This window comes from Ornithinibacillus massiliensis, assembly GCF_018310345.1.
Taxonomy (GTDB): Bacteria; Bacillota; Bacilli; order Bacillales; family Amphibacillaceae; genus Ornithinibacillus; species Ornithinibacillus massiliensis.
Genome location: NZ_JAGXBY010000003.1, coordinates 48,489 through 71,516, shown reverse-complemented (window position 1 = coordinate 71,516; position 23,028 = coordinate 48,489). Strand labels below are relative to the sequence as shown.

Annotated in this window: 21 protein-coding genes; 18 read left to right on the top strand and 3 right to left on the bottom strand. The window is 36.0% G+C overall.

Going from position 1 to position 23,028, the window contains the following annotated elements; translation table 11 throughout:
* Positions 1-26: 26 nt before the first annotated feature.
* The 3 genes from KGF86_RS08905 to KGF86_RS08895 all read right to left on the bottom strand — a co-directional run bounded on the left by KGF86_RS08905 (position 27) and on the right by KGF86_RS08895 (position 3,752).
* On the bottom strand, positions 27-1,379 hold the full coding sequence (locus KGF86_RS08905; RefSeq protein WP_211741622.1) for a TldD/PmbA family protein: 1,353 nt from the start codon (positions 1,377-1,379) through the stop codon (positions 27-29).
* Entirely contained in the window at positions 1,380-2,774 is a 1,395-nt protein-coding gene (locus KGF86_RS08900) for a TldD/PmbA family protein (protein ID WP_211741621.1), read from the bottom strand.
* Between the two features lie 150 nt (positions 2,775-2,924).
* Positions 2,925-3,752, bottom strand: coding sequence for a TetR/AcrR family transcriptional regulator (locus KGF86_RS08895; RefSeq protein ID WP_211741620.1), 828 nt, complete (start codon positions 3,750-3,752; stop codon positions 2,925-2,927).
* A 106-nt stretch (positions 3,753-3,858) separates the two neighbouring features.
* Here KGF86_RS08895 and KGF86_RS08890 point away from each other — a divergent pair, with 106 nt between their 5' ends.
* The 18 genes from KGF86_RS08890 (at position 3,859) to KGF86_RS08810 (ending at position 23,024) form a co-directional block, all read left to right on the top strand.
* On the top strand, positions 3,859-6,939 hold the full coding sequence (locus KGF86_RS08890) for an efflux RND transporter permease subunit (protein ID WP_186870076.1): 3,081 nt from the start codon (positions 3,859-3,861) through the stop codon (positions 6,937-6,939).
* Between the two features lie 158 nt (positions 6,940-7,097).
* Positions 7,098-8,318 carry a DUF819 family protein gene (locus KGF86_RS08885; protein ID WP_211741619.1) on the top strand — a complete coding sequence of 407 codons (1,221 nt, stop codon included), beginning with the start codon at positions 7,098-7,100 and terminating at the stop codon, positions 8,316-8,318.
* Between the two features lie 696 nt (positions 8,319-9,014).
* On the top strand, positions 9,015-9,581 hold the full coding sequence (locus tag KGF86_RS08880) for an NADPH-dependent FMN reductase (protein ID WP_186870078.1): 567 nt from the start codon (positions 9,015-9,017) through the stop codon (positions 9,579-9,581).
* Positions 9,582-9,689: 108 nt separating this feature from the next.
* On the top strand, positions 9,690-11,642 hold the full coding sequence (locus KGF86_RS08875) for a GTP-binding protein (RefSeq protein ID WP_211741618.1): 1,953 nt from the start codon (positions 9,690-9,692) through the stop codon (positions 11,640-11,642).
* A gap of 16 nt (positions 11,643-11,658) precedes the next feature.
* Positions 11,659-12,225: a GNAT family N-acetyltransferase gene (locus KGF86_RS08870; protein WP_211741617.1), complete on the top strand. Its 567-nt coding sequence runs from the start codon at positions 11,659-11,661 to the stop codon at positions 12,223-12,225.
* 52 nt (positions 12,226-12,277) lie between these two features.
* Complete coding sequence (locus tag KGF86_RS08865; protein ID WP_211741616.1) at positions 12,278-12,997, top strand: DsbA family oxidoreductase; 720 nt, start codon at positions 12,278-12,280, stop codon at positions 12,995-12,997.
* A gap of 146 nt (positions 12,998-13,143) precedes the next feature.
* Complete coding sequence (locus tag KGF86_RS08860; RefSeq protein WP_211741615.1) at positions 13,144-13,419, top strand: hypothetical protein; 276 nt, start codon at positions 13,144-13,146, stop codon at positions 13,417-13,419.
* 156 nt (positions 13,420-13,575) lie between these two features.
* A complete protein-coding gene (locus KGF86_RS08855) occupies positions 13,576-14,400 on the top strand; it encodes a DUF6612 family protein (protein WP_186870083.1) in 825 nt (274 codons plus the stop codon).
* A gap of 275 nt (positions 14,401-14,675) precedes the next feature.
* Positions 14,676-15,860 carry a PcsB-like coiled-coil domain-containing protein gene (locus KGF86_RS19495; RefSeq protein WP_281413778.1) on the top strand — a complete coding sequence of 395 codons (1,185 nt, stop codon included), beginning with the start codon at positions 14,676-14,678 and terminating at the stop codon, positions 15,858-15,860.
* Between the two features lie 94 nt (positions 15,861-15,954).
* Entirely contained in the window at positions 15,955-16,410 is a 456-nt protein-coding gene (locus tag KGF86_RS08845; protein WP_186870084.1) for a DinB family protein, read from the top strand.
* Between the two features lie 164 nt (positions 16,411-16,574).
* Positions 16,575-16,727: a hypothetical protein gene (locus KGF86_RS19300; protein WP_246521440.1), complete on the top strand. Its 153-nt coding sequence runs from the start codon at positions 16,575-16,577 to the stop codon at positions 16,725-16,727.
* 378 nt (positions 16,728-17,105) lie between these two features.
* The gene (locus KGF86_RS19295; protein ID WP_246521438.1) at positions 17,106-17,630 is read left to right on the top strand and encodes a hypothetical protein; all 525 of its coding nucleotides are present in this window, start codon (positions 17,106-17,108) and stop codon (positions 17,628-17,630) included.
* A 342-nt stretch (positions 17,631-17,972) separates the two neighbouring features.
* Positions 17,973-18,173 carry a cold-shock protein CspD gene (gene cspD, locus KGF86_RS08835; RefSeq protein ID WP_186870086.1) on the top strand — a complete coding sequence of 67 codons (201 nt, stop codon included), beginning with the start codon at positions 17,973-17,975 and terminating at the stop codon, positions 18,171-18,173.
* A gap of 432 nt (positions 18,174-18,605) precedes the next feature.
* On the top strand, positions 18,606-18,869 hold the full coding sequence (locus KGF86_RS08830; protein WP_425516488.1) for a transcriptional regulator SplA domain-containing protein: 264 nt from the start codon (positions 18,606-18,608) through the stop codon (positions 18,867-18,869).
* On the top strand, positions 18,862-19,890 hold the full coding sequence (splB, locus tag KGF86_RS08825) for a spore photoproduct lyase (RefSeq protein ID WP_186870158.1): 1,029 nt from the start codon (positions 18,862-18,864) through the stop codon (positions 19,888-19,890). Before KGF86_RS08830 ends, splB begins: the two co-directional genes overlap by 8 nt.
* 206 nt (positions 19,891-20,096) lie before the next feature.
* Positions 20,097-21,386, top strand: coding sequence for an Nramp family divalent metal transporter (locus tag KGF86_RS08820; protein ID WP_211741614.1), 1,290 nt, complete (start codon positions 20,097-20,099; stop codon positions 21,384-21,386).
* A gap of 106 nt (positions 21,387-21,492) precedes the next feature.
* Positions 21,493-22,374, top strand: a complete 882-nt coding sequence (locus KGF86_RS08815) for an aminoglycoside 6-adenylyltransferase (RefSeq protein ID WP_211741613.1) — start codon at positions 21,493-21,495, stop codon at positions 22,372-22,374.
* A gap of 32 nt (positions 22,375-22,406) precedes the next feature.
* Positions 22,407-23,024: an NUDIX hydrolase gene (locus KGF86_RS08810; protein ID WP_186870090.1), complete on the top strand. Its 618-nt coding sequence runs from the start codon at positions 22,407-22,409 to the stop codon at positions 23,022-23,024.
* The last annotated feature ends 4 nt before the right edge of the window (positions 23,025-23,028 follow it).

Below are 23,028 nucleotides of genomic sequence, written 5' to 3'. Positions count from 1 at the left end.
CTTTTATACTTTCTCTTTACTTTATTTTAATCTACGGTAACTGCTAACCCTTTTATTTTTAATGACGGAGATCCAATATAGCCATAATAATCCATTGGAGAGAATTCTAAGTCATTACCCACTTTTTCAATATCCATTAATAGCTCAAAGAAATTACCGGCAATCGTCATTTGATTAGTCGGCCCTACGATTTTACCATCTTTCACATATAGTCCATTTGCTGCAAGCGAAAAGTCACCTGAAATTTGATTCGCGCCGGAATGTAGACCGGAAAGGCTTGTAATGATGATACCTTCCTTCATAGTACTCATTAGCTCATCAAATGATTCTTCCCCTGGAACGACATAAAAATTCGATGGACTAACCCCAATTGAATCTTTATAGGAGGATTTATAACCATGGCCAGTAGATGCTACTCCGTCTTTTTTCGCTGTTTTTAAATTATGAAAATAATTTCTTAATATACCGTTTTGAACAAGGGTTAATTCTCTAGTAGGGACCCCTTCAGAATCAAACGTGCCACTACGTGTACCATCTTCTAAGAATGGGTTATCAATTAGTGTTAGAACTTCTGATGCAATTAAGGAATCTAGTTTTCCTTTTAAGCGAGATTGGTTATCCTGTACTGATTTTGCTGAAAATGACGGAGAAAAGGTTGCAAATAATGGAGCTGCGGCATCGCCTTGTAGAATCACTGGATATGTCTTATTTGGATAAGATTTTCCGTTTAAATATCTCAAGCTCTTTTCTACCGCTGCTTTTGCAACTTTAGCTGGATCTAGTGAATAAAAGTCTTTAGTTAGCTTGAAGTGCATACCTGTTTTAACTTCATCATTTTCTTTAACGACGACAGAGAAAGCGACATAGAAAAAGTTATTACGATTTTCTAAGGCAAGCCCTTTATTGTTATACAAAGCCTTTTCCATTAGTTGATCCTGTATCATAGCATAATTAGTTTGAACAACTCTCGGATCAAATTCATAGATTTCTTTCTCTACTGCTTTTAAAAAGGAGATTTTTTCCTTAGTAGATATTCCAGATAGTGAAGGAGAATAAAAGTCTTTTTCTTCATAAGGGGCATCTCCTGAAAACAATTCTTCTGGATCATCCTCTAGCAAGATTGCATTTTCTTTCATATGTTCTAATAAAAAGGAGACGGATTCTTTATCTATCTTTTCAGTATAGGCATAGCCCATTTTACCATTGAATAGACCACGTACAGCTAATCCAAACGTGTTGGATGAATCGTAGTCATCAATTTCTCCTTTAAATATGGAGCAACCAAAGCTAGAATGTTTCTCATAATAAAGCTCCAAGTCGGTGAAACCTAACTTTTTTCCCTCAACGAATAATTGGTCACGAAATTCGATTACATTCATTTAAATTGTCTCCTTTCCGCCAACTGTTATTTCACTTACCCGTAATGTTGGTTGGCCAACATTGACTGGTACACTACCACTGGAAGCACCGCACATGCCGGCACCATGACCAAGATTATTACCAACCATGTCAACTTTCTGAATGGTTTTTGCTCCATTTCCTATTAAGGTTGCCCCGCGTAATGGCTTGTCGATTTTACCATTTTTTACTAGATACGCTTCATTTATAGCAAAGTTGTAATCGCCTGTTGCAGGGTTGACTTGTCCGCCACCCATATATTTAGCGTAAATGCCATATTCCGTGTTGGCGATAATTTCTTCTGGACTTGATTTTCCAGGTGCTATATAGGTGTTGGTCATTCTTGAAGTAGGTGCAAATTTATAGGATTCCCGTCTACCAGATCCAGTTGATTTTGCATTCATTCTGCGAGCATTGAATTTATCAATCATATACCCTTTTAAAATTCCATTTTCGATCAATATGTTTTTACGAGTTTTTTCGCCTTCATCGTCAATATTAATTGATCCCCATTCATTGGTTAGAGTACCGTCATCAATATAGGTTACGAGTTCTGAAGCAACTTTTTCCCCGATTTTATTAGCAAAAACGGAGTTATTCTTGGCAACTGAATAAGCCTCTAGTCCGTGTCCACATGCTTCGTGGAATATTACACCACCAAATTCATTATCAATGATGACCGGGAATTTTCCACTTGGAGCTGGATCTGCATGAAGCATCGTTACTGCAATTCGTGCTGCTTCCTTAGCATAATGGTCTAAATCTAGTCCCTCTATGTATTCAAATCCTTGAAATCTACCAGGACCATAAAAACCTGTTTGCATATCGTGCTCATTTGATGCAATTGCATTTATGACGAGCCTACTTCTTACTCGTCTATCCTCCACATAGGTGCCCTCTGAATTGGCAATTAGAACATTCTGCTCTTCTTCAACTAGACCAATGGTTGCCTGTGAAATGGAAGAATGATAATTTCGAACAATTTGATCTGCGTTCCGTAAAATGGCTAGTTTGCGGGATTTATCTACACTGTTTGGCATTAATTCTATCGGGTGAATGGATTCAACAATTTGTTTGAATTGTGGTAGTATGATAGAATTTTGCCCACGAGTACTTTGTATAGCTTGTGCAGCTTCATTCGCAGCTTTCATTAATCCTTCTCTTGAAAAATCATTGGTTATCGCATAAGCACTCTTTAATCCATTTAATACCCGGATTCCAACCCCGAAGTCACGACCAGATAGACTGTCTTCAAGTCTACTACTTTGTAATTTCATTCTACTAGTAAAACGATCTTCTATGAATATTTCTGAAAAATCGCCACCTGTACTTAGTGCGGCTGTAAGTACGTCTTCAATAAGCGCCTTGTTTAACATATAATCCTCCCCCTTAATATATTTTCACTTGTCAGAATTTATTTTACAATAAATTAACTATTAATACATATATCTAGAGTCGGTTTTTCACTCAGACTTAAGACGGAGGCAAAGGAAAAAGCACTGTAATGGAACAGTACTTTTAAATATTTAACGGATATATCGCCTTAATAAATAGGATAGCCATTTACAATCTGGGTGGTTACGAATGTTTTCAATTAATCCATTAATAATCGCTCGATTATAGCTTGGTTCTATAAGGTGTTGTTTTAATGTCACTAAGGATTCTTTTTCAATAGATTCTTCTATTTCCTTAAGGGATGTGTCTATCATAGAGATGAGTTTTTCTTTTGATATTTCTTCTATTAAAAAATCTTGAAACATTTCTCCCGTTTCTAACGTAATAAAAGGCGTGGTTATATTTTTAGCGAGGATATCTACTTTTTCAACTAGTGATGTTGCAATTAAATCAAGGTCAAGCTTACCATTATTAAATATGACAATATCGGCATAGCCGTTAATTAGTCCCTTTATTGCATAGATTAAATCATATTTGATTTCGTTTATGCTCTCGCCATATATCCTTTCTAGCATTTCTAGAAAAGTCTTATCAGCTATTTTATGATAATACTGCATTCTAGTTAGCAATTCTTTATTAAGGGAGTGATTCTGTTCTATCATGAGAAACTTCGCCAAGTCTCGATGCTGTAAAAATGCTTTAAAGATCTTATGGAAAATTTGATATAGAATATCCTTAGTATGATTAGTTCTGACCACGTGGTCAATGTCGGCAGTGATTTGTTGCATGAAATGGTCGATAATCGCTAGAATAAGTTCGTCTTTCGACTTAAATGATAAGTAGAAGGCACCTTTCGATATACCACAGTATTCGGTTATTTGTTGTACGGAAGTTTTTTTGATTCCTTGATTTGCAAAAAGCTCTATTGATTTCTCCATAATTAATTGTTTTTTATTCATTTGTAAAAACTCTCCTAAATTACATAGCATATGGTTGACAAACTGACTGAACAGTCATTAGTATAGGGGAGTGAGTTTATAAAGTCAATTTAGGGTAGGTGTAAGCGTGAAGAATTTTGTCAACTTTGTAATAAAAAATAAGCTAGCAGTTTGGCTTTTGACAATTATTATTATTGTATCAGGAATATATTCTGGTTCTCGTATGAAGACAGAAATGATTCCAGATATCTCTATTCCTTACTTAATGGTGTCAGGAGTATATCCTGGTGCAACACCTGAACAGGTAATGGAAGAAGTCTCGATTCCAATTGAAAAAACAGTTGAGAATTTAGAAGACGTAAAGGCGGTTTATTCTAATTCCTATGCCAATATGGCTAGTATTCAAATCGAATATGATTATGGGATAGATATGAATGAGGCAAAACGGGCATTAGATTCTGCACTAGATAATGTAACATTGCCAGATGATGCTCAAGAACCAACTGTTACAGCTATTAGTATGGATATGATGCCTGTAGTTGCATTAAGTATTAGTAGTGATACGGAAGATATTGTGGAGTTAACTTCTACAGTAGAAGATATTATTCTACCAAAGCTTGAAAAGTTAGATGGTGTCGCTTCTGCTACCATCACTGGTCAACATATTGAAGAAATTGAATTACGATATGATGACGAAAAAATGGCTAGTCTTGGCATTACAGAAGATGATGTTGAGCAAATGATTCAAGCAAGTGATATGGCTATATCACTAGGACTCTATGAATTCGAAGAAGGGGAGCAAGCTGTAGCCCTTGATGGAAAGTTCATGTCTGAGGATGAATTAAAGGACATGTTAATTCCGGTAACACCTTCTGAAACACAACCACTTCCTTTTGTGAAATTAAGTGATATTGCATCAGTTGAAGTAGTAGGTAAAGTTCAATCTATTTCCCGTACAAACGGTGAAAACGCAATTGCCATACAGGTAGTAAAAGGGCAAAATGCTAATACAGTTGATGTTGTAAATAGTGTAAAGGATTTAATGGAAGAAGAAGAGTCTAATATTTCAGGGCTATTGGTTGATGTTTCCTTGGATCAAGGTAAACCGATTGAGGATTCTGTCGCTACAATGGTAGAAAAAGCAGTATTTGGTGGATTAATTGCGATTCTAATCATTCTACTGTTTTTACGTGATTTCAAATCAACCATTATTTCGATTATTTCTATTCCGGTATCTATCTTTATTGCATTAATGCTATTAAATTGGATGAATATTACGCTTAATATAATGACACTTGGGGCGATTACGGTTGCCATTGGACGTGTTATAGATGACTCTATCGTAGTTGTAGAGAATATATTCAGGCGATTACATTTAAAAGAGGAGAAACTGAATGGTCGTGCACTGGTTCGTGAAGCAACACTTGAGATGTTCAAACCAATCGCGTCCTCGACATTAGTTACAGTAGCGGTATTTGCGCCACTTATCTTTGTAGGCGGTATGGTTGGTGAGTTATTCATGCCGTTTGCACTAACCATGACATTTGCTCTAGGTGGTTCGCTACTTGTTGCGGTAACTATTGTACCAGCACTATCTCATTTCTTATTTAAGAAAAAACTATATGGTGAGAAAACAGAAATTAAACATAAAGAAGTTGGTAAGTTAGGAAACTGGTATAAAGGTATCCTGCGTTGGACATTAAATCATAAGTTTATTACATCAGCAGTAGCTGTAATTATGTTAGTTGGTAGTTTAGCATTAACACCACTAATTGGCTTTAGCTTCTTAGGAAGTGAAGAGGAAAAGGTCATGTACCTAACCTACACTCCTGCTACTGGGGAACTAAAGGATGAAACAGTCGCGAATGTAACGGCAGTTGAAGAAGCAATGCTTGACCGTGATGATATCGAAATTGTTCAATTATCAATTGACGACAGCGGCTCGGAATCTGCTATGCTGACGGGGGGCGGAGGTGCATTAATGTACCTCATCTTTGATGAAGATATGAAGAACTTCCCTGAAGTACGCGAAGAAATAGAAGAATATGTCTTTAATATTGATCAGTCAGGGGAATGGAAGAGCCAGAACTTCTCTGCTATGGCTTTTTCTTCCAATGAAATTAGCTACACCTTATATAGCGAAGATTTAAATAATCTAAATGAAGCTGTATCTATGGTAGAAGAGGTAATGCTAGAAAATGATGGATTAAAAGACGTAAGCTCAAGTAAAGAAGAATCCTATGTAGAGTACACGTTTAAAGTAGATCAGGAGGAGCTTCTCCAATATGGTTTAACAACGGGTCAAATCTTTATGGCGTTAAACCCTAACCGAACAGACAATATTTTAACAACTATTGAAAAAGACGGTACTAACCTTAATGTTATCGTGAAACATGATGAAGAAATTCAACAGCCAGAATCAATTGACGAAATGTTAAATATCGAAATTGAAACGGCTCTTGGTACTACGATGCCTCTATCTGAGTTAGTAACCGTTGAGGAAGGTACAACATTAAATACGCTTGCACGTAGTGAAGGTCAATATTATGCAACCGTTGATGGTACCATTATTTATGATGATATATCGAAGGTTTCTTCTGAGGTGGATGAAAAGATAAGTGAATTAGAGCTGCCTAAAGGTGTTACAACTGGTGTTGCTGGTGTTACAGCGGATATGGAAGAGACCTTTACACAGTTAGGCTTTGCAATGCTTGCAGCGATATTAATTGTATACTTCATCCTTGTGGTAACATTTGGTGAAGGACTTGCACCATTCGCAATCCTATTCTCATTACCATTTGCAGTTATTGGCTCATTTGTTGGGTTATTAATCGCAGGTGAAACTATCTCTGTAACAGTAATGATGGGATTACTAATGTTAATTGGTATAGTCGTAACAAATGCTATTGTACTGGTTGATCGTATCATTCATATGGAACGTGAGGGAATGGGAATGCGAGATGCAATACTCGAAGCTGGTGCAACTCGACTTCGACCAATTCTAATGACAGCAATAGCAACCATTGGAGCACTGATTCCTATGTTATTTGGAAGTGCTGGTGGAGGATTAATCTCTAAAGGACTTGCGATTACAGTAATTGGTGGTTTAGCAAGCTCAACCCTATTAACTCTAATCATTGTTCCAATTGTTTATGAAGTATTATCGAAGATATTTAAAAAGAATCGTAAAGAAGTAATTGAAAACTAATTAGAAAAGAAGAGGTTGTCACATGATGAAAAATAGTGTGGCAGCCTTTTTTATTTGCTACTCCACATGAAACTATCATAATAGTTTCATAGTTAGCGAGCTCGTTCTGAATACGGTATAATTTATTCATATTATAAGGACTAAAAGGAGTAGTTAACATGATTTATTCATTAATTCAACCGGATGATTCGTGGATATTATGGGCATTTTTAGCAGGTTGGGCAGGGATTAGTATTTATTTAGAGCAGAAATATGAATGGGCTTCAAAAGTATCTGGAGCAATAATCGCATTAGTTGGAGCTATGTTATTAGCTAATTTAAACATAATACCAACCGATTCACCGGTATATGATACGGTTTGGGCTTATGTTGTTCCATTAGCTATTCCATTATTACTTTTCCAAACAAATATATTAAAAATATGGAATGAAAGTGGCAGATTATTAGTTATATTTCTTATAAGTTCAATAGGAACAGTCATAGGGGCCATAGTAGGGTTCTTTCTATTAAAAGACTTCATTCCAGATTTATATAAAGTAGTAGGGATGATGACAGGCTCGTATATTGGGGGAAGTGTTAACTTAGCAGGACTTTCCGCACGATTTGAGACTCCAGGAGATTTATTATCCTCTACGGTTGTTGCTGATAACCTGATGATGGCATTATATTTCTTGATTTTGATGGTAATTCCGACTTTAGCGTTCTTTCGTAAACGTTACCATGCTCCATACCAAGAAATGATAGAAAAGTCAGCAGATAAAGATGAGAAAAATTTAGCAGCTTCTTATTGGAAAAGAAAAGAGATTTCATTAAAGGATATCGGTCTTGCGGTAGGTTCTGCGTTTACATTAGTTGCTGTATCATTTAAACTAGCTGAGTTATTTGATTCCCTTATTCCTTCTGGAGAGAATGCAAACCTTGCTTATCATGCCTTAAACGGATTTTTAGGTGATAAATATTTAATGTTAACAACGGTAACGTTAATTACAGTAACGCTATTCTCACGTTTCTTTGAAAATATTAAAGGTGCCCAAGAGATAGGTACGTATTTAATTTATATATTCTTTGTTGTTATTGGGGTACCAGCGTCACTTCCAGTTATTTTACAAAATGCGCCTTTATTATTTGTATTAGTATTCATTATGGTTGCGCTAAATATGATAATCTCCTTTATATTTGGTAAACTATTTAAATTTAATCTCGAGGAAATTGTCCTAGCAAGCAATGCTAATATCGGTGGCCCGACAACTGCAGCTGCAATGGCTATTTCTAAAGGGTGGACGAAGCTTGTTGCTCCAATATTAATTATTGGTACATTGGGATATGTTATTGGTAATTATATCGGTGCAGCAATTGGATATTGGTTTGGGTTATATTAAATGGGAAAAAGAGGCTGGAACAAAACTATTTCTAACATAGGATAAACCGAACATGAAAGTTAGCGCATCAAACCCGCCCCGGAAATATACTTGCGGTTGCTTCCAGTACAGGGGCGACATCTGCTCGAGAGAACCTCGCAGTGTCTTCTTTATACTTTATCACAGCATAAGTGCGACATCTGCTCGAGAGAACCTCGCAGTGTCTTCTTTATACTTTATCACAGCATAAGTGCGACATCTGCTCGAGAGAACCTCGCAGTGTCTTCTTTATACTTTATCACAGTATAAGTGCGACATCTGCTCGAAAAGACCTCGCAGTGTCTTCTTTACCGTCGGGCGGCTGGTGAGCCTCCTAAGAGCTAACGCTCCCCTGGGGTCTCACCGATGCCTTTCCTCCCACAGGAGTCTCCGTATATTTCCGGGCCTAATGTGGTGATGGTTCGTTTTAATACCTTTGTTTTAGTTTTGTCCCAGGCTCTTTTTGAATTTGTAGAATAAAGTAGTTTTATAGCTATGTTTTGCCTTTCTTTGTTATTAAGATGGATTTTAAGCAGTTTATTAGCTATCATTTTCTGGTTTGGTGTACTATGACTATAGTAAGTGAGAAATAATCTCACTTGTGATAAATGAACCATAACAAAGTAACGTTACAATAAAACGATTATATAGTTGTACCGGAATAAGGAGGAAGCTAGTTTGAAAATTGTCGGGTTATCCGGTTCTATCACTGGTTCGAAAACACGAACTGCTATGGATTGTACGATAAAAAGAATGATAGATAACAATCCTAATGCAGAGGTTACATTATTAGATTTAAAAGATTATGATATTCAATTCAGTGATGGTCGGAATTATTTAGAGTATGATGGGGATACCGGGTATGTTGTCGAAACAATTATGGCTGCGGATATAGTGATCATAGGAACTCCCATTTTCCAAGCTTCCATTCCAGCCCCTTTAAAGAATATCTTTGATTTACTACCTGAAAACGCTTTTCTAAATAAAATTGTCGGGCTGATTGTCACTGCTGGTTCAGCGAAGCATTTCTTAGTGGCTGAGCAACAAATAAAACCTATCTTGTCCTATATGAAAGCTCATATTGTTCAGACCTATGTATTTATAGAAGAACAGGATTTCTATCAAAAGAAAATTACAAATGACGATGTATTACTACGAATTGATCGATTAGTAGAAGATATCGTTGTATTAGCGGAAGCTTTCCATACGATTCGTGAAGAAAAAGAAGCGGAATATGGATTTTAACAGAACTTGGAAGCCAAGGCCCAATGTTTTTTCTTTGAAATAGAAGAGCTGGTTACTTCTAGGTAGGTTGGTATAATATGCTGCGAGTAGCTTAAAAGGAGTATTCAAATGAATAAAACGATTGGGATCCTTGCTCATGTTGATGCTGGTAAGACCACCTTTTCAGAACAAATACTATACCATACGAAGGCGATCAAGAATAGGGGAAGAGTGGATCATCAAAGTTCTTTTCTGGATAGTCATGAGATAGAGAAACTACGGGGAATTACAGTTTTTGCTGGTCAAGGCTATTTCTCTTATATGGGTTCTAGCTATTACCTTATTGATACACCTGGACACGTTGATTTTTCTCCAGAAATGGAGCGGGCTGTACAAGTGATGGATTATGCCATCATCATAATTAGTGCAGTTGAGGGGATAGAAGGACATACAGAGACGATTTGGAAGCTTTTACAAAAACATCAAGTTCCCGTCTTTTTCTTTATTAATAAACTAGACAGAACTGGGGCAGATGTTAATCGGGTAATAGCAGATATGAAGCTATATTTTTCAGAAGATATAATCGAATTACCTTCACTTGCAGAAGGAATGGTATTAGATGAGGAAGTTATCGAGTTTATAGCAGAACGTGATGAATCGTTATTAGAGTATTATCTGGAGAATGGCTATCACGCAGAAAAATGGCTTGAAAAGATACAACAAATGATAATTGATGGTACGATTTTCCCTGTATTTTCTGGCTCTGCTTTACAAGATATTGGTATGAAGGAATTTTTAGATGCGTTTCACTTATTGACATCGACAGCATATAAAAGTGAAGGTGAGTTTTCAGGAAGAGCCTATAAAATACGCTATGATAATTCAGGTACAAGGGTAACATTTATCAAAGCGTTAAGTGGAAGACTGAAGGTGCGCGATGAAGCGACCTATAAAATTCAAGAGCAAATCATTTCGGAGAAAATAACCCAAATACGAAAGTTAAATGGAAGTAATTTTGAAATTGTTCCTGAAGTTAAAGCAGGAGAGCTATTTGCGGTAACTGGTCTAACTAGGGCGAATATAGGGGACGGCATTGGGGCAATAACGGATAGAAACACGTATGAATTAGTACCTACTCTTCGTTCCAACGTTGTATTTGAACCACATGTCAATGTGAAAGAAGCCTTAGCGTATTTTAATATGTTAGATGCCGAAGATCCTTCCCTAAAAGTAACTTGGGAAGAGCGACTTCAACAAATTCATATCCATGTAATGGGTACTATTCAGCTTGAAGTATTGGAACAAGTTGTTATGGAACGTTTTGGTTTAAAGGTTCTATTTGAAAAACCAGAAATCATATATAAAGAAACCATAAAATCTGAGGTTATTGGTTATGGTCACTTTGAACCGCTGCGCCATTATGCTGAGGTGCACTTGAAGTTAGAGCCTGGAGAACGGAATAGTGGTATCCTGTATGATAGTAAATGTCACACCGATCACTTATCGGTTGGATTACAGAACTTAGTTAAACAACATGTGTTTGAGAGTGAACATCATGGATTGTTAACTGGATCGGCATTAACAGATGTAAAGATTACGCTGTTAACTGGTAAATCTCATCCGAAACATACTCATGGAGGAGATTTTCGAGAAGCAACCTTTAGAGCAATTAGACAAGGGTTAGAGAAGGCGGAGAATGTATTATTAGAACCGTATTATCACTTTAAAATCAAGGTGGATATAGACCAAATGGGAAGGGTTTTATCAGATGTCCAGGCCGCACATGGTCGTTTTGAAGCACCGGTGACTGAGGGAGAGAAAGCTGTTATCATTGGTCAGGTACCAGTAGCTACGTTTATGGACTATCCGATGAAACTTGCTTCTTTTACAAAGGGGAGGGGGAGTATGACACTAACTTTTTCCGGGTATGACCAATGTCATAATGAGGAAGAAATTATCAAGCGAATAGCTTATGATAAAGGTGCCGATCCAGAATATACGTCATCCTCGGTATTTTGTGCTAAAGGAGCAGGTTTTAGTGTGAACTGGGATGAAGCGGAGAAAATGATGCATTTATTATAAAACGGAGGGGAAATTGATGAAACAAGTCCACACAAGGTTTCCAGTAATGGAGACAGAACGATTACAACTTAGGAAAATAGAAGTGCAGGATGCAGAGAATATGCTAACCTATTTGCAAGATCCAGATGTTATGGAATATTATGGCTTACCACCCTTCGTTTCGACGGAACAAGTACTTGATGAAATAGCTTGGTATAATAAGATATTCACTCAACAAACAGGTATCAGATGGGGAATCACACTAAAAGATGAAGATAAGATTATTGGCAGCTTGGGCTTTCTTAATTGGGTGCCAATGCATCATCGCGTGGATATTGGTTATGAGTTAAACCAGGAATACTGGGGGAAGGGTATAGCAAGTGAAGCATTGCAGGCGGTATTAGCATACGGTTTTGAAACAATGGAGCTGGAACGGGTGCAAGCACTAATTGAACCAGCTAACTTGGCATCTATCCACTTAGTAGAAAAACATGGATTTCTTCGCGAAGGATTGTTACGAAATTATGAATATGGTAATGGTAAATTTGATGACTTACTGATGTATGCCATTTTAAAAAAGGATTTCTTAGCTAGTTCTAAATAGAAGAGCTAGTCAATTAAATAATAAAAGGTAAATAATATTAAGGAGTTTTATAATGAAAATTGAAGTATGGTCCGACTTTGTTTGTCCATTTTGTTATATAGGGAAACGTAGATTAGAAAGTGCACTTGAACAATTTCCTAATCGTGATCAAGTAGAAATTGAATATAAAAGCTTTGAACTTGATCCTAACGCACAAAACTATGCAGGGGTTTCGATTCATGAAGCTTTAGCAAAAAAATATGGAATGAGTGTAGAAGAGGCTAAACAAGCTAATCATGGGATTGGAGAGCAAGCGAAGAGTGTTGGATTAGAGTATAATTTTGATACAATGAAGCCTACTAATACGTTCGATGCCCACCGGTTAACAAAATATGCAGAGACAATTGGAAAAGGGAAAGAACTGACAGAACAATTGCTTCACGCATATTTTGTAAGAGGTAAATTAATTAGTGACCATGATACGTTAGTAGAGATAGCTAATTCTGTAGGTATAACTAAAGAAGAGGTCGTAACTGTTTTGCAGGATCAGGAGAGATTTGCTAGTGAGGTACGTAATGAAGAAATGTTAGCACAACAATATGGTGCAACTGGTGTACCATTCTTTGTTATCAATCAAAAATACTCCATTTCAGGTGCACAACCGACAGAGTTATTCTTAAGTGCAATTAATCAAGTTTGGGAAGAAGAAGCGCCAAAGCCTAAATTGAAAAAATTAGGAGAGGAATCAGCAACTGTTTGTACAGATGAGGGCTGTGTAATTCCTGAGAAATAGGCCCTTAAATTGCTTGTCCCTAGTTACTTCTTGTCTTTGTCTGTTAAAAATAAGTATCCAGATTGCTTACACATATTTGCAGTAATGTTTGGAACACTATATAAAGGAAGTTTTAGCTAGTTCAAGCATAATGGAGGGTACTTATTTTGGCACAGGTAAATATGCATGAGAAACTACAGCAGGCAAGTAAAATGTTAAAAGATGCCCAGGCTTCAGTCTTACAAGCTCAAGGGCAAGATTTACAACAATTAGAGCAAGCAGAACAATTACTGAACCAAACAGAAAATGAGCTAAGAAGCTTACAAAACCAAGCTGGAACAGAAGCAACAGACAATTCGCAGTTTCAGCAGGCTTTTGAGGATTTACATGATATTAGACAGCAAGTCCAAGAAGCACAACAAAATATTCATGATATACCGTAATGAAAAAAGGAAACTTCCATTCTTATAATTGGAGTTTCCTTTTTGTTTATAGGCCTTTTGAATCAAATAGGAGCATTTACTGTTTTTCGTGAAACCTTTATAGATATTTGTCGTATGATTAGACGTAATAAATATTTATAAAGGGGATGTAACATTTTGAAAAAGTGGATAGTAACGGTTTTTCTAGTAATGGTTTCTATCGGGCTAGCTGCCTGTGGAGAAAACGCAGAAAATGTATTTAACAAGGCACTGGAAGCATCTGAAAACATGGAAAGTGCGGAAGTAAGTATTAAGTTGGATCAAGAGCTTTCTGTGGGGGATGAAGGGAAGATAACGATTACTAGTGATTTGCAAGGTTCCGTCATAAATGATCCGATCGCAATGCATCAAAAGGGAATTATGTCCATGTCGATGGATATTCCAGGTATGGGTAGTGAAGTACCATTAGATATGGAAACAGAGATGTATCTAGTTGAAGATGAAATGTATATATTTGAATCCTTAACAGGAGAGTGGATTAAAGCGGATAGTTCTATGATTCCACTTGAAACTGTAACAGCAAATCAGCCAGATGTGTCTGAACAACTAAATATGATGGAAAAGTATGTAGAAGATTTCGAGTTTGAACAAGTAGATAATGAGTATGTATTTAAATTAACTGCTGATGGGGAAGGCTTTAAAGAACTTTCTCAAGAAATGCTAGACGAATATCTTCCTGAAGAATTAACTGCGGAGCTAGGTGATTTATCACAGCTTTTTGAGGATATGGAAATAAAGAATCTGTATATTGAAATGGTTATTGACAAGGAAACATATGACTTAAAGAGATACAACATGGATATGGAAATGTCCATGACGGTAGAAGGCGAGACGATTGATATGGTACAGCATGTGAAATCCGAATATAAAAATGTGAATAATATAGATTCCATTGAAGTACCACAAGATGTAAAAGATGCAGCAGTAGAAGGCGCATATTAAATAGAGAACCAGACTGGGACATAACGAAAGTGTTAAGTGAAAAGCCTACCTATTGTTTGGAGCGCTGTTGTCATATTAACACCAGGTTGTGTCCTGACTACTTTAAGCAGAGATAGAATACACTTTATGTGTCCGGTAATGAATATCAACTAATCGATTGGTACTAAATTATGAAATGTAATTGTAATATCCTGCTAAAGAGGTTGAAATCTAGTAATGGTATACTTCAATTTAAAGTATGTATCTACTAGATTATAGGAGAGCAGGGGAAAAAGTTGAGAAAATTAACTGTAATTACCTTAGCTATTACAATTATTTTTGGTATTTCATTTAGTACACATGTTTTAGCTGATGATAAAAAAGATGATTTACAAGAAATTAAAAAGCAGCGTGAACAAATTCAAGAGAATCTTTCAGGTGCAGAAAAACAAATTTCTACTATTATGTCTGAAATTGATAACCTAAATGAAGAGATAAACGACGTAGAAGAAGAAATTTCAAAAAAGCAATTATTAATCGATGAAACTGAAGATAAGCTACATAATACGGTTAATGAAATAGAGCAGCTTCAGAAAGAAATTCAAGAATTAGATGAAAATATAGCTAAACGACATAAGTTATTAGAAGATAGAATTTCTTCTTATCAAAAGTCTGGTGGACATATTAGTTATCTGGAAGTATTGTTAGGAGCTCAAAGTTTTAGTGACTTTATTAGTCGTATTACGATGGTAAATACAATTACTAAATCCGACTCAGATTTAATTGCCCAATTAGAGGCAGACATGAAAGCAGTGGAAGAAAAACAATTACTCTCATTAAATAAACTTGACCACTTAAATGAACTGAAGCTAGAACAAGAAAAAGCTTTAGCAGAAGTACAAGAACAAAAGCAACAAAATGAGCAGAGGAAAAATTCACTTGAGTCGAAACAAAATGATCTCTTAGCTAAGATTGAAAATTTAAAATCAGAAGAAAATAGTTTAGCTTCGATGGAATCAAAAGTTCGAGAACAAATTGCTGCTGCTAAAGCAAAAGCAGAAGCTGAGGCAAAAGCGAGAGCCGAAGCAGAAGCAGCTGCAAAGGCCAAAGAAGAAGCCAAAAAAGAGAGAGCAGAACGTGAGCAAAAAAATAGTAACAAAGGCACTAATGAAGATACATTAAATCAAGTCAGTGACAAAACCCTTACGGTAACAGCAACAGCCTATACTGCAAATTGTAAAGGGTGTTCAGGAACTACCCATACGGGGATAGATTTAATTGCTAACCCGGATACAAAAGTTATTGCAGTCGATCCATCAGTGATACCGCTTGGGTCTGTTGTTTATGTAGAAGGCTACGGTTATGCTATCGCTGGAGATATTGGTAGTGCAATTAAAGGAAATAAGATAGATGTATTCGTTCCAACTCGTGCGGAAGCCCTAAAATGGGGAGTAAGACGAGTGAAGGTTACCATTCAATAAATATGGTGGAGATGTGTCGTTCATTAGGCACATCTCTTTTATTTGAATATAACAAGCTTTTTATTTATAATAATTCTAGATAGGAGGAGCAAGTATGTCATTTTTAAAGCAATTTAACCTGAGTAGAACATCTTTACTCACCTTCATCCGTGAGTTAGATGAAGATTTAGTAGATCGAAAGTCCAAGTATTTTGAAAATACAATTCGTTGGTATATTGGAAATACCTTATTAATGAACGAAAAATTGCTGTTCGTTAAAAAGTCATCTCAAAAACTACCAAGCCATTATAATGAGCTATTTAGTTCTGATATTGCGGTTGCGGATTGGTCGGTTGAAGTCCCGACATTAGAGGAATTAATTGGACAGTTGGAGGAACAACAAATCAGAATCAATAATTTTGATGATTTGTTTTGGAAATCAAATGTAAAATTTAAAGTTCCTTATGGACATGTTGAAACACATGGTGATTTGTTAATTATGTTAGCACATCGTGAATCCGAAATTCTCGGTAAAATTAAACTAATTAACCAAGTTATTAATGCTGAATAAAAGGAAACTCGCTTTAAGCGGGTTTTTTTACTTAAAAGAAAGTCTTTTTGGCTAACAAAATGAGTTTTTTCTTTATATATACTAAATATCTAGAATTTTTGTTAAAATATAATTAGATCATCCCCATGTTTAATCTTCATTTTATATTGAAGGAAGGTTTTCGAATGTCTTTTAGTCGAGAATTGCTGCGACATGGTTGGCTAATGATGTTAGTGTTAATACTCAGTTCAAATATGTTGCTATATCATACAACATTCGGTGTGTCGATCATTCCGGAAAATTCAAATGGAGTAGTAATCGGCTCTATCATTGACTAAGCTATTGTATCCCCAATACTCTTTATTGCTTGGATTAGGAAGTGGAGCTGGAAGTATATTGTTAGTGCGATTGCAATAGGACTAATTCTTACTAGGTTTCTTATCCCTTTCCATTACTTACAACCTTTTGCAGCTATTACATGGATCGGTTTTATAGCAGAAGGGGTATTAATTCTAATCGAGTTAAGTATATTGATATCTTTATTCGTTTATATTCCCAAAATAATAAAACTGGTAAAACAAAGCGCATTACCGGTATTATTTTCCTTCCATCAAGCAGTACAGCAAATGGTTAATAACGCCCCCATTATCCACATAATATGTTCTGAAATGCTTATGTTTTATTATGCTTTTGCAAGCTGGAGGAAGCAACCTAAATTGACCCAAACAACTTTTACTTTACATCAAAATTCTAGTTTTATAGCCCTACGAATAATGCTTATCCACGCCATTGTGATTGAGTCCATTGGGATCCATTGGTGGTTACATAATATTTCTCCAGTAGTTGCTGTTGTACTCCTTATTTTTAATATTTATGGTGTTATTCTTTTACTAGGAGATATCCAGGCTGTTCGGTTAAACCCTACACTGGTTACGAATGAAAAGTTATATGTATCATTAGGTTTGATGAAGCGTATGGAGTTGGAATGGTCTAATGTAGAAAGAATAATCCATCATACCGCAGAGTTAGATGAAGAGAAAGCGAAAGAGACGGTCGACTTTATTGCTCAAGACTTAGAAAAAGTAACTCCTACAGTCATACTTGAATTAAGAAAACCGACCCAAGTAGTATTAATCATGGGATTTAAAAAACAATACAGAAGGGTCGCTATTCGAGTGGATGAACCGGAAAGATTTGTTAAGGTATTGCGGAACAAATTAGAAACAACTGTTAACGAGTAGATGGCTAGTGCTCAATGAAACTTGTAGAAGTATGGAGAGCATGTAACACTTAAATAATAATGTTTTGGTATAAAGTTTCTTCAGTAAGTATGCTTACTGGAAATACAATGAAAATGTAGAAAGTAGATTAGACATAATGGTTTCCATTTAATGTTTACGATATTTTATAAAAAAAAGGTATAGTTTTTATCTGAAACGTGGTATACTAATATTAACTTATTGATGTTCGTGTTAGGATTACAAGATATATGTAATAACTTTCTAGTCATTATCTTCGTCTTGAATTAGCATCTTGAACTGAAATTAGTAATAACGTGCATAAAGCACATGGAGGTTTTCTTAATGAACACAGGTTCAGTAAAATGGTTTAACGCAGAAAAAGGTTTTGGATTTATCGAAGTTGAAGGTGGAGACGATGTATTCGTACACTTCTCAGCAATTCAAGGCGACGGTTTCAAAACTCTAGAAGAAGGTCAACAAGTATCTTTCGAAATTACAGAAGGTAACCGTGGACCTCAAGCAGCTAACGTTACAAAATTATAATTAGCTTAAAAAAGTTCTTCTCTTTAGAGAAGAACTTTTTTTAGTTTATATATACTTCATTAGATTTATAAGTCTAATGATTCTATTGCATTATACCAATGCAATACAGTTCCCACATAGCCTCTAATATCTAAAATAGTCCTCATCTGTATTAACTGTTTCGGTCACGTGTAGAATGAAACTTATCCTCGGTTATAAGCAGATATAGCTGTAATCATTCAACAAGAATTTTTATGATTAGAAACAGTTTTAGAATTTTATAATGGATTTCCATAAATTCTCCTCTAATCCGTTATTTTAAACTTATCTCTAGAAGGAAGTTCGTGTGCAATATTACCTCTTATTTTATTTGAAAGAGCTCCATTATTTATATTTTTTCACATAATTACCAGAAGAAGAGGAATAATGAAGATAATTATGTGAAAGGGTTTGGTGATTGCTTTGATAAGAAATTTTAGTCCAGGCGAGGTAGTTTATATTATTATTCGAAACCCACATGCACAAGATGTTGCACAAGTTCAACAAGCTGCAGTAGTAGTCAACCCTGATTCTCCTTTTGAACTAGCATTATTTGCACATGAAACATACTACCCTTTCTCGGAGGAATTCGCTGTCTTTAGAACGGAAGAAGAGGCAGAACATGCTTATAAAGAAGCCTTCGGAAAGCCAGAGGAGTTTGATGAATTCTATGGTTAAGCCCTTTGTACCTCAATTAGTTTATATCGAGCCACGTGCACTCGAATATTCACTTGGTAAAGAGTTATTGCATAAGTTTCAAAATATGGGAATAGAAATTAGAGAAACAACCTCCCACAATCAGATAAGGAACCTACCTGGGGAAAATCATTTTCAGAAATATCGAACTGCGAAGTCTACTCTTGTTGTTGGTGTTAGAAAGACATTAAAGTTTGATACATCTAAACCTTCTGCGGAATATGCAATTCCTTTTGCTACAGGATGTATGGGGCATTGTCATTATTGTTATTTGCAAACAACTATGGGAAGTAAGCCATATATTCGTACTTATGTGAATGTAGAAGAAATATTCGAGGCAGCCGAGGAATACATGAGTGAACGAGCACCAGAGATAACAAGATTTGAGGCATCCTGCACTTCAGATATAGTTGGTGTTGATCATTTAACCCATACACTAAAAAGAGCAATAGAATATTTTGGTAAGACAGAACATGGAAGGCTCCGTTTTGTTACAAAGTTCTCTCATGTAGACCATTTACTGGATGCTGAACATAACGGAAAAACTCGTTTTCGTTTTAGTATAAATGATGATTATATTATCAAGTATTTTGAGCCAGGAACTTCACGGTTGAATGAAAGAATCGAAGCGGCAGTTAAAATTGCAGAAGCTGGTTACCCATTAGGTTTTATAGTAGCTCCAATATACTTACATGAAGGTTGGAAAGAGGGATACCGTGAGATGTTTGAAATGTTAAATGATGTTCTTCCAACCTACGCAAGAAGGGATTTGACGTTTGAGATGATTCAGCATCGTTTCACAAAACCAGCAAAGCGGGTAATTCAACAAAACTACCCTATGACTAAATTAGAGCTTGATGAATCGAAGCGTAAGTGGAAGTGGGGGAAATATGGTATAGGAAAATACGTTTACACGGATCATGAACAAGAGGATATTAAGGATACATTGGGGAGTTATATATATCGTTATTTTCCAGAAGCCAAGATTGAATATTTTACGTAAACATAGAAATAGTTTTATAGAAAGAACTGTATCTTCATTTGTAGAATATCACAATTGGAGGTACAGTTTTTATATGTTAGAATGTTATATGAAAAAATTGTAGTCTATAAAGATAGATAATTCTTTATTGATTTTACATGCCAATTATATTGGAATAATTAATCTACTATGGGTAAAACCATAATAAAATTTAAAGGGGGAATTTGATGCCTGGGTCAAAGGCAAAGGTTAATGGAAATAATAATAGTAGTAATACGATCAAGGATGAACGTATTTCCTTTAAGGATTATATGAAAGGGTTAGGCCCAGCAGCGATTGTGGTCGCTGGAATTATTGGGCCTGGTACGATAACAACGATGTCCGTAACCGGTTCTTCGTATGGTTATCAAGCTCTATGGATCATCATACTTGCTTGTATTTTTGCCTATTTTTATCAAGAACCAGCAACCAGAATTACGATTGTAAAAAAGATTTCGATTATGGAAGGTGTTAGAGATTATATCGGTAAGCCTGTTTCGATATTTTTATTTATAACCGTCTTAATTGGTGCAATTGCATTTCAGGCAGGTAATTTTACAGGTGCTGCACTTGCATTAAATTATTTTATTCCAGATATTTCTTTAACAGTATGGGCATTATCGATGTCGTTGGTTGCACTAGTGATAGCTTGGATTGGTGTTTATAAAATATTAGAGAATATTAATAAGGTCCTCATTGCCTTGATGATACTGGCATTTGTCCTTACCGCTTTTTTCTCAGGACCAGACTTAGGAGATCTGGTAACAGTTGGTTTTTCCTTTCAAACTTTAGGAGGAGAATATTGGTTAGTTCTAGCACTCCTTGCTACAACAATGCCGCCGAATATTGTCCTTGGTTTGTCCGCTTTCACAAAATCCAAATATAAGAATGCGAATAACCTCTCTACTAAGCGTGAATTAAAACTTTCCAAATTTGATTTACGGTTAAATATGACAGCTACAGCATTAATTACTGGAGCTATCTTGGTATGTGCTGGTACTGTCATGTATACACAGGGGATTGAAGTAGAAAGTGCAGCAGATATGGCAGTACAGCTAACCCCATTACTGGGTAGATATGCTGCAGTATTATTTTCTTTAGGCTTATGGGCAGCTGGCTTCTCTTCTGGTCTATACCAAATTTCCTTAGCTTGTATGCTGATGAATGAGTCAATTGGTAAAGAAGAAGATTTTAAGGCGACTAGAAGTAGGGTAATAATGCTTGTAACAAGTCTTGTACCCATTATCATTATTATGATGTTCGAAGCTGTTCCGATTGGGATTATTGTTACGGCTCAGGCCTTAAATGGACTAGCATTGCCAATAGTTGCAGGGATTGTTCTCGTTTTATGTAATAAAAAGGAAGTTCTTGGATCGGCGATAAATAATACGAGACAGAATATCATCTATGGATTTATTTTGTTAGTCGTTACTTTACTAGCGATTCGAGTATTTTTAGATTTGTTTGGGATAATATAATCTGTAAGCGACAGAGCATTCTGTCGCTTTTTCTATGTGCGTAGACTATAATGCAAATAGTATAACTATTTAAATAAAATGGATAATATTAGGGGAAGTTAATTTAATGAGAACAGAACAAGAGATGGTCAAATTAATCTTACAGGTAGCAAAGGAAGACGAAAGGATACGTGCAGTATATATGAATGGTTCAAGGGCGAATGTGAATGCCCCAACGGACATTTTTCAAGACTATGATGTTGTTTTTGTTGTAACTGACGTGAATTCATTTGTAATGGATCAGAATTGGATTAATCGATTTGGAGAATTGTTAATGATCCAGGAGCCTGAGAGAAATGATAAAGCACTTGGACCTGATGTGGATTTAAGTCAGAACTATGGCTATTTGATGTTATTTTCAGACGGAAACCGTATAGATTTACATCTTCAAACAAAAGAATTCATGTTATCGACATATCAAGAGGATAGTCTTACAATTTCTTTACTGGACAAGGATGGTTGGTTACCGGAAATACCACCAGCAACTGATAAGGATTACTGGATTACACAGCCATCTGAAGCGGAGTATTTCAGTTGTTGTAATGATTTCTGGTGGTGTATACAGAATGTCGCTAAAGGATTATGGAGAGAGGAGCTACCGTACGCTAAACAGATGTATGAACTGGTAATTCGTCCAAGACTTAATCAAGTAGTTTCCTGGTGGATTGGAATGAACCATGATTATGAAATCTCCCCTGGTAAAATGGGGAAGTACTTTGAATTGTATCTTCCGAATGAATATTGGAAGATGTATCGAAGTACGTACACGGACGGTGATTATGAAAATACTTGGGATGGGGTATTTATTACATGTGAATTATTCCGAGTACTAGCGAAGGAAGTAGCAAATCATGAGGCTTTTCACTATGTAGAGAAAGACGGTCAAAACATGATGAAGTATTTAACCAGGGTACGAGCGTTGCCAAAGGATGCAAAAGATATTTTTTAGGTTTATCTGCTGGTAGAATAAGGGGTGGAATAATGGAGCCAAAATGGTTAACTTGGGCAAAGGAGCTTCAAGCAATTGCCCAGAATGGTTTAACGTATTCGAAAGATGTATATGATATCGAACGGTTTGAAGAAGTTAGAAGAATCAGTAATGAGATTCTGGCGACACAAACACTTACTGACAACCAAATCATCAGAAATTTGTTTGCTAATGAAACAGGTTATGCAACGCCAAAGGTTGATATTCGGGGAGTTATTTTTCGTGATCAGCAGTTACTGATGGTAAAAGAAAAAACAGATAATAAATGGGCATTACCTGGAGGGTGGGCAGATGTAGGTTTATCACCACGTGAAGTTGTAGTAAAAGAGGTAAAAGAAGAAACAGGTTTAGATGTAGAGGCTAATAAGTTATTAGCAGTATTGGATAAAAAATGTCATCCCCATCCACCTTCTGCCTATCACGTATATAAATTATTTATTCAATGTGAAATAAAAGGTGGGACACTTGAAACAGGTGTGGAAACTAGTGAAGTTAGTTTCTTCTCACCAGATAGAATACCAGAATTATCGGAAGCTAGAAATACGAAATCCCAAATAGATCTGCTATTCCATCACCTTAACCATCCTAATCTTGAAGTTAAACTAGATTAGAGAG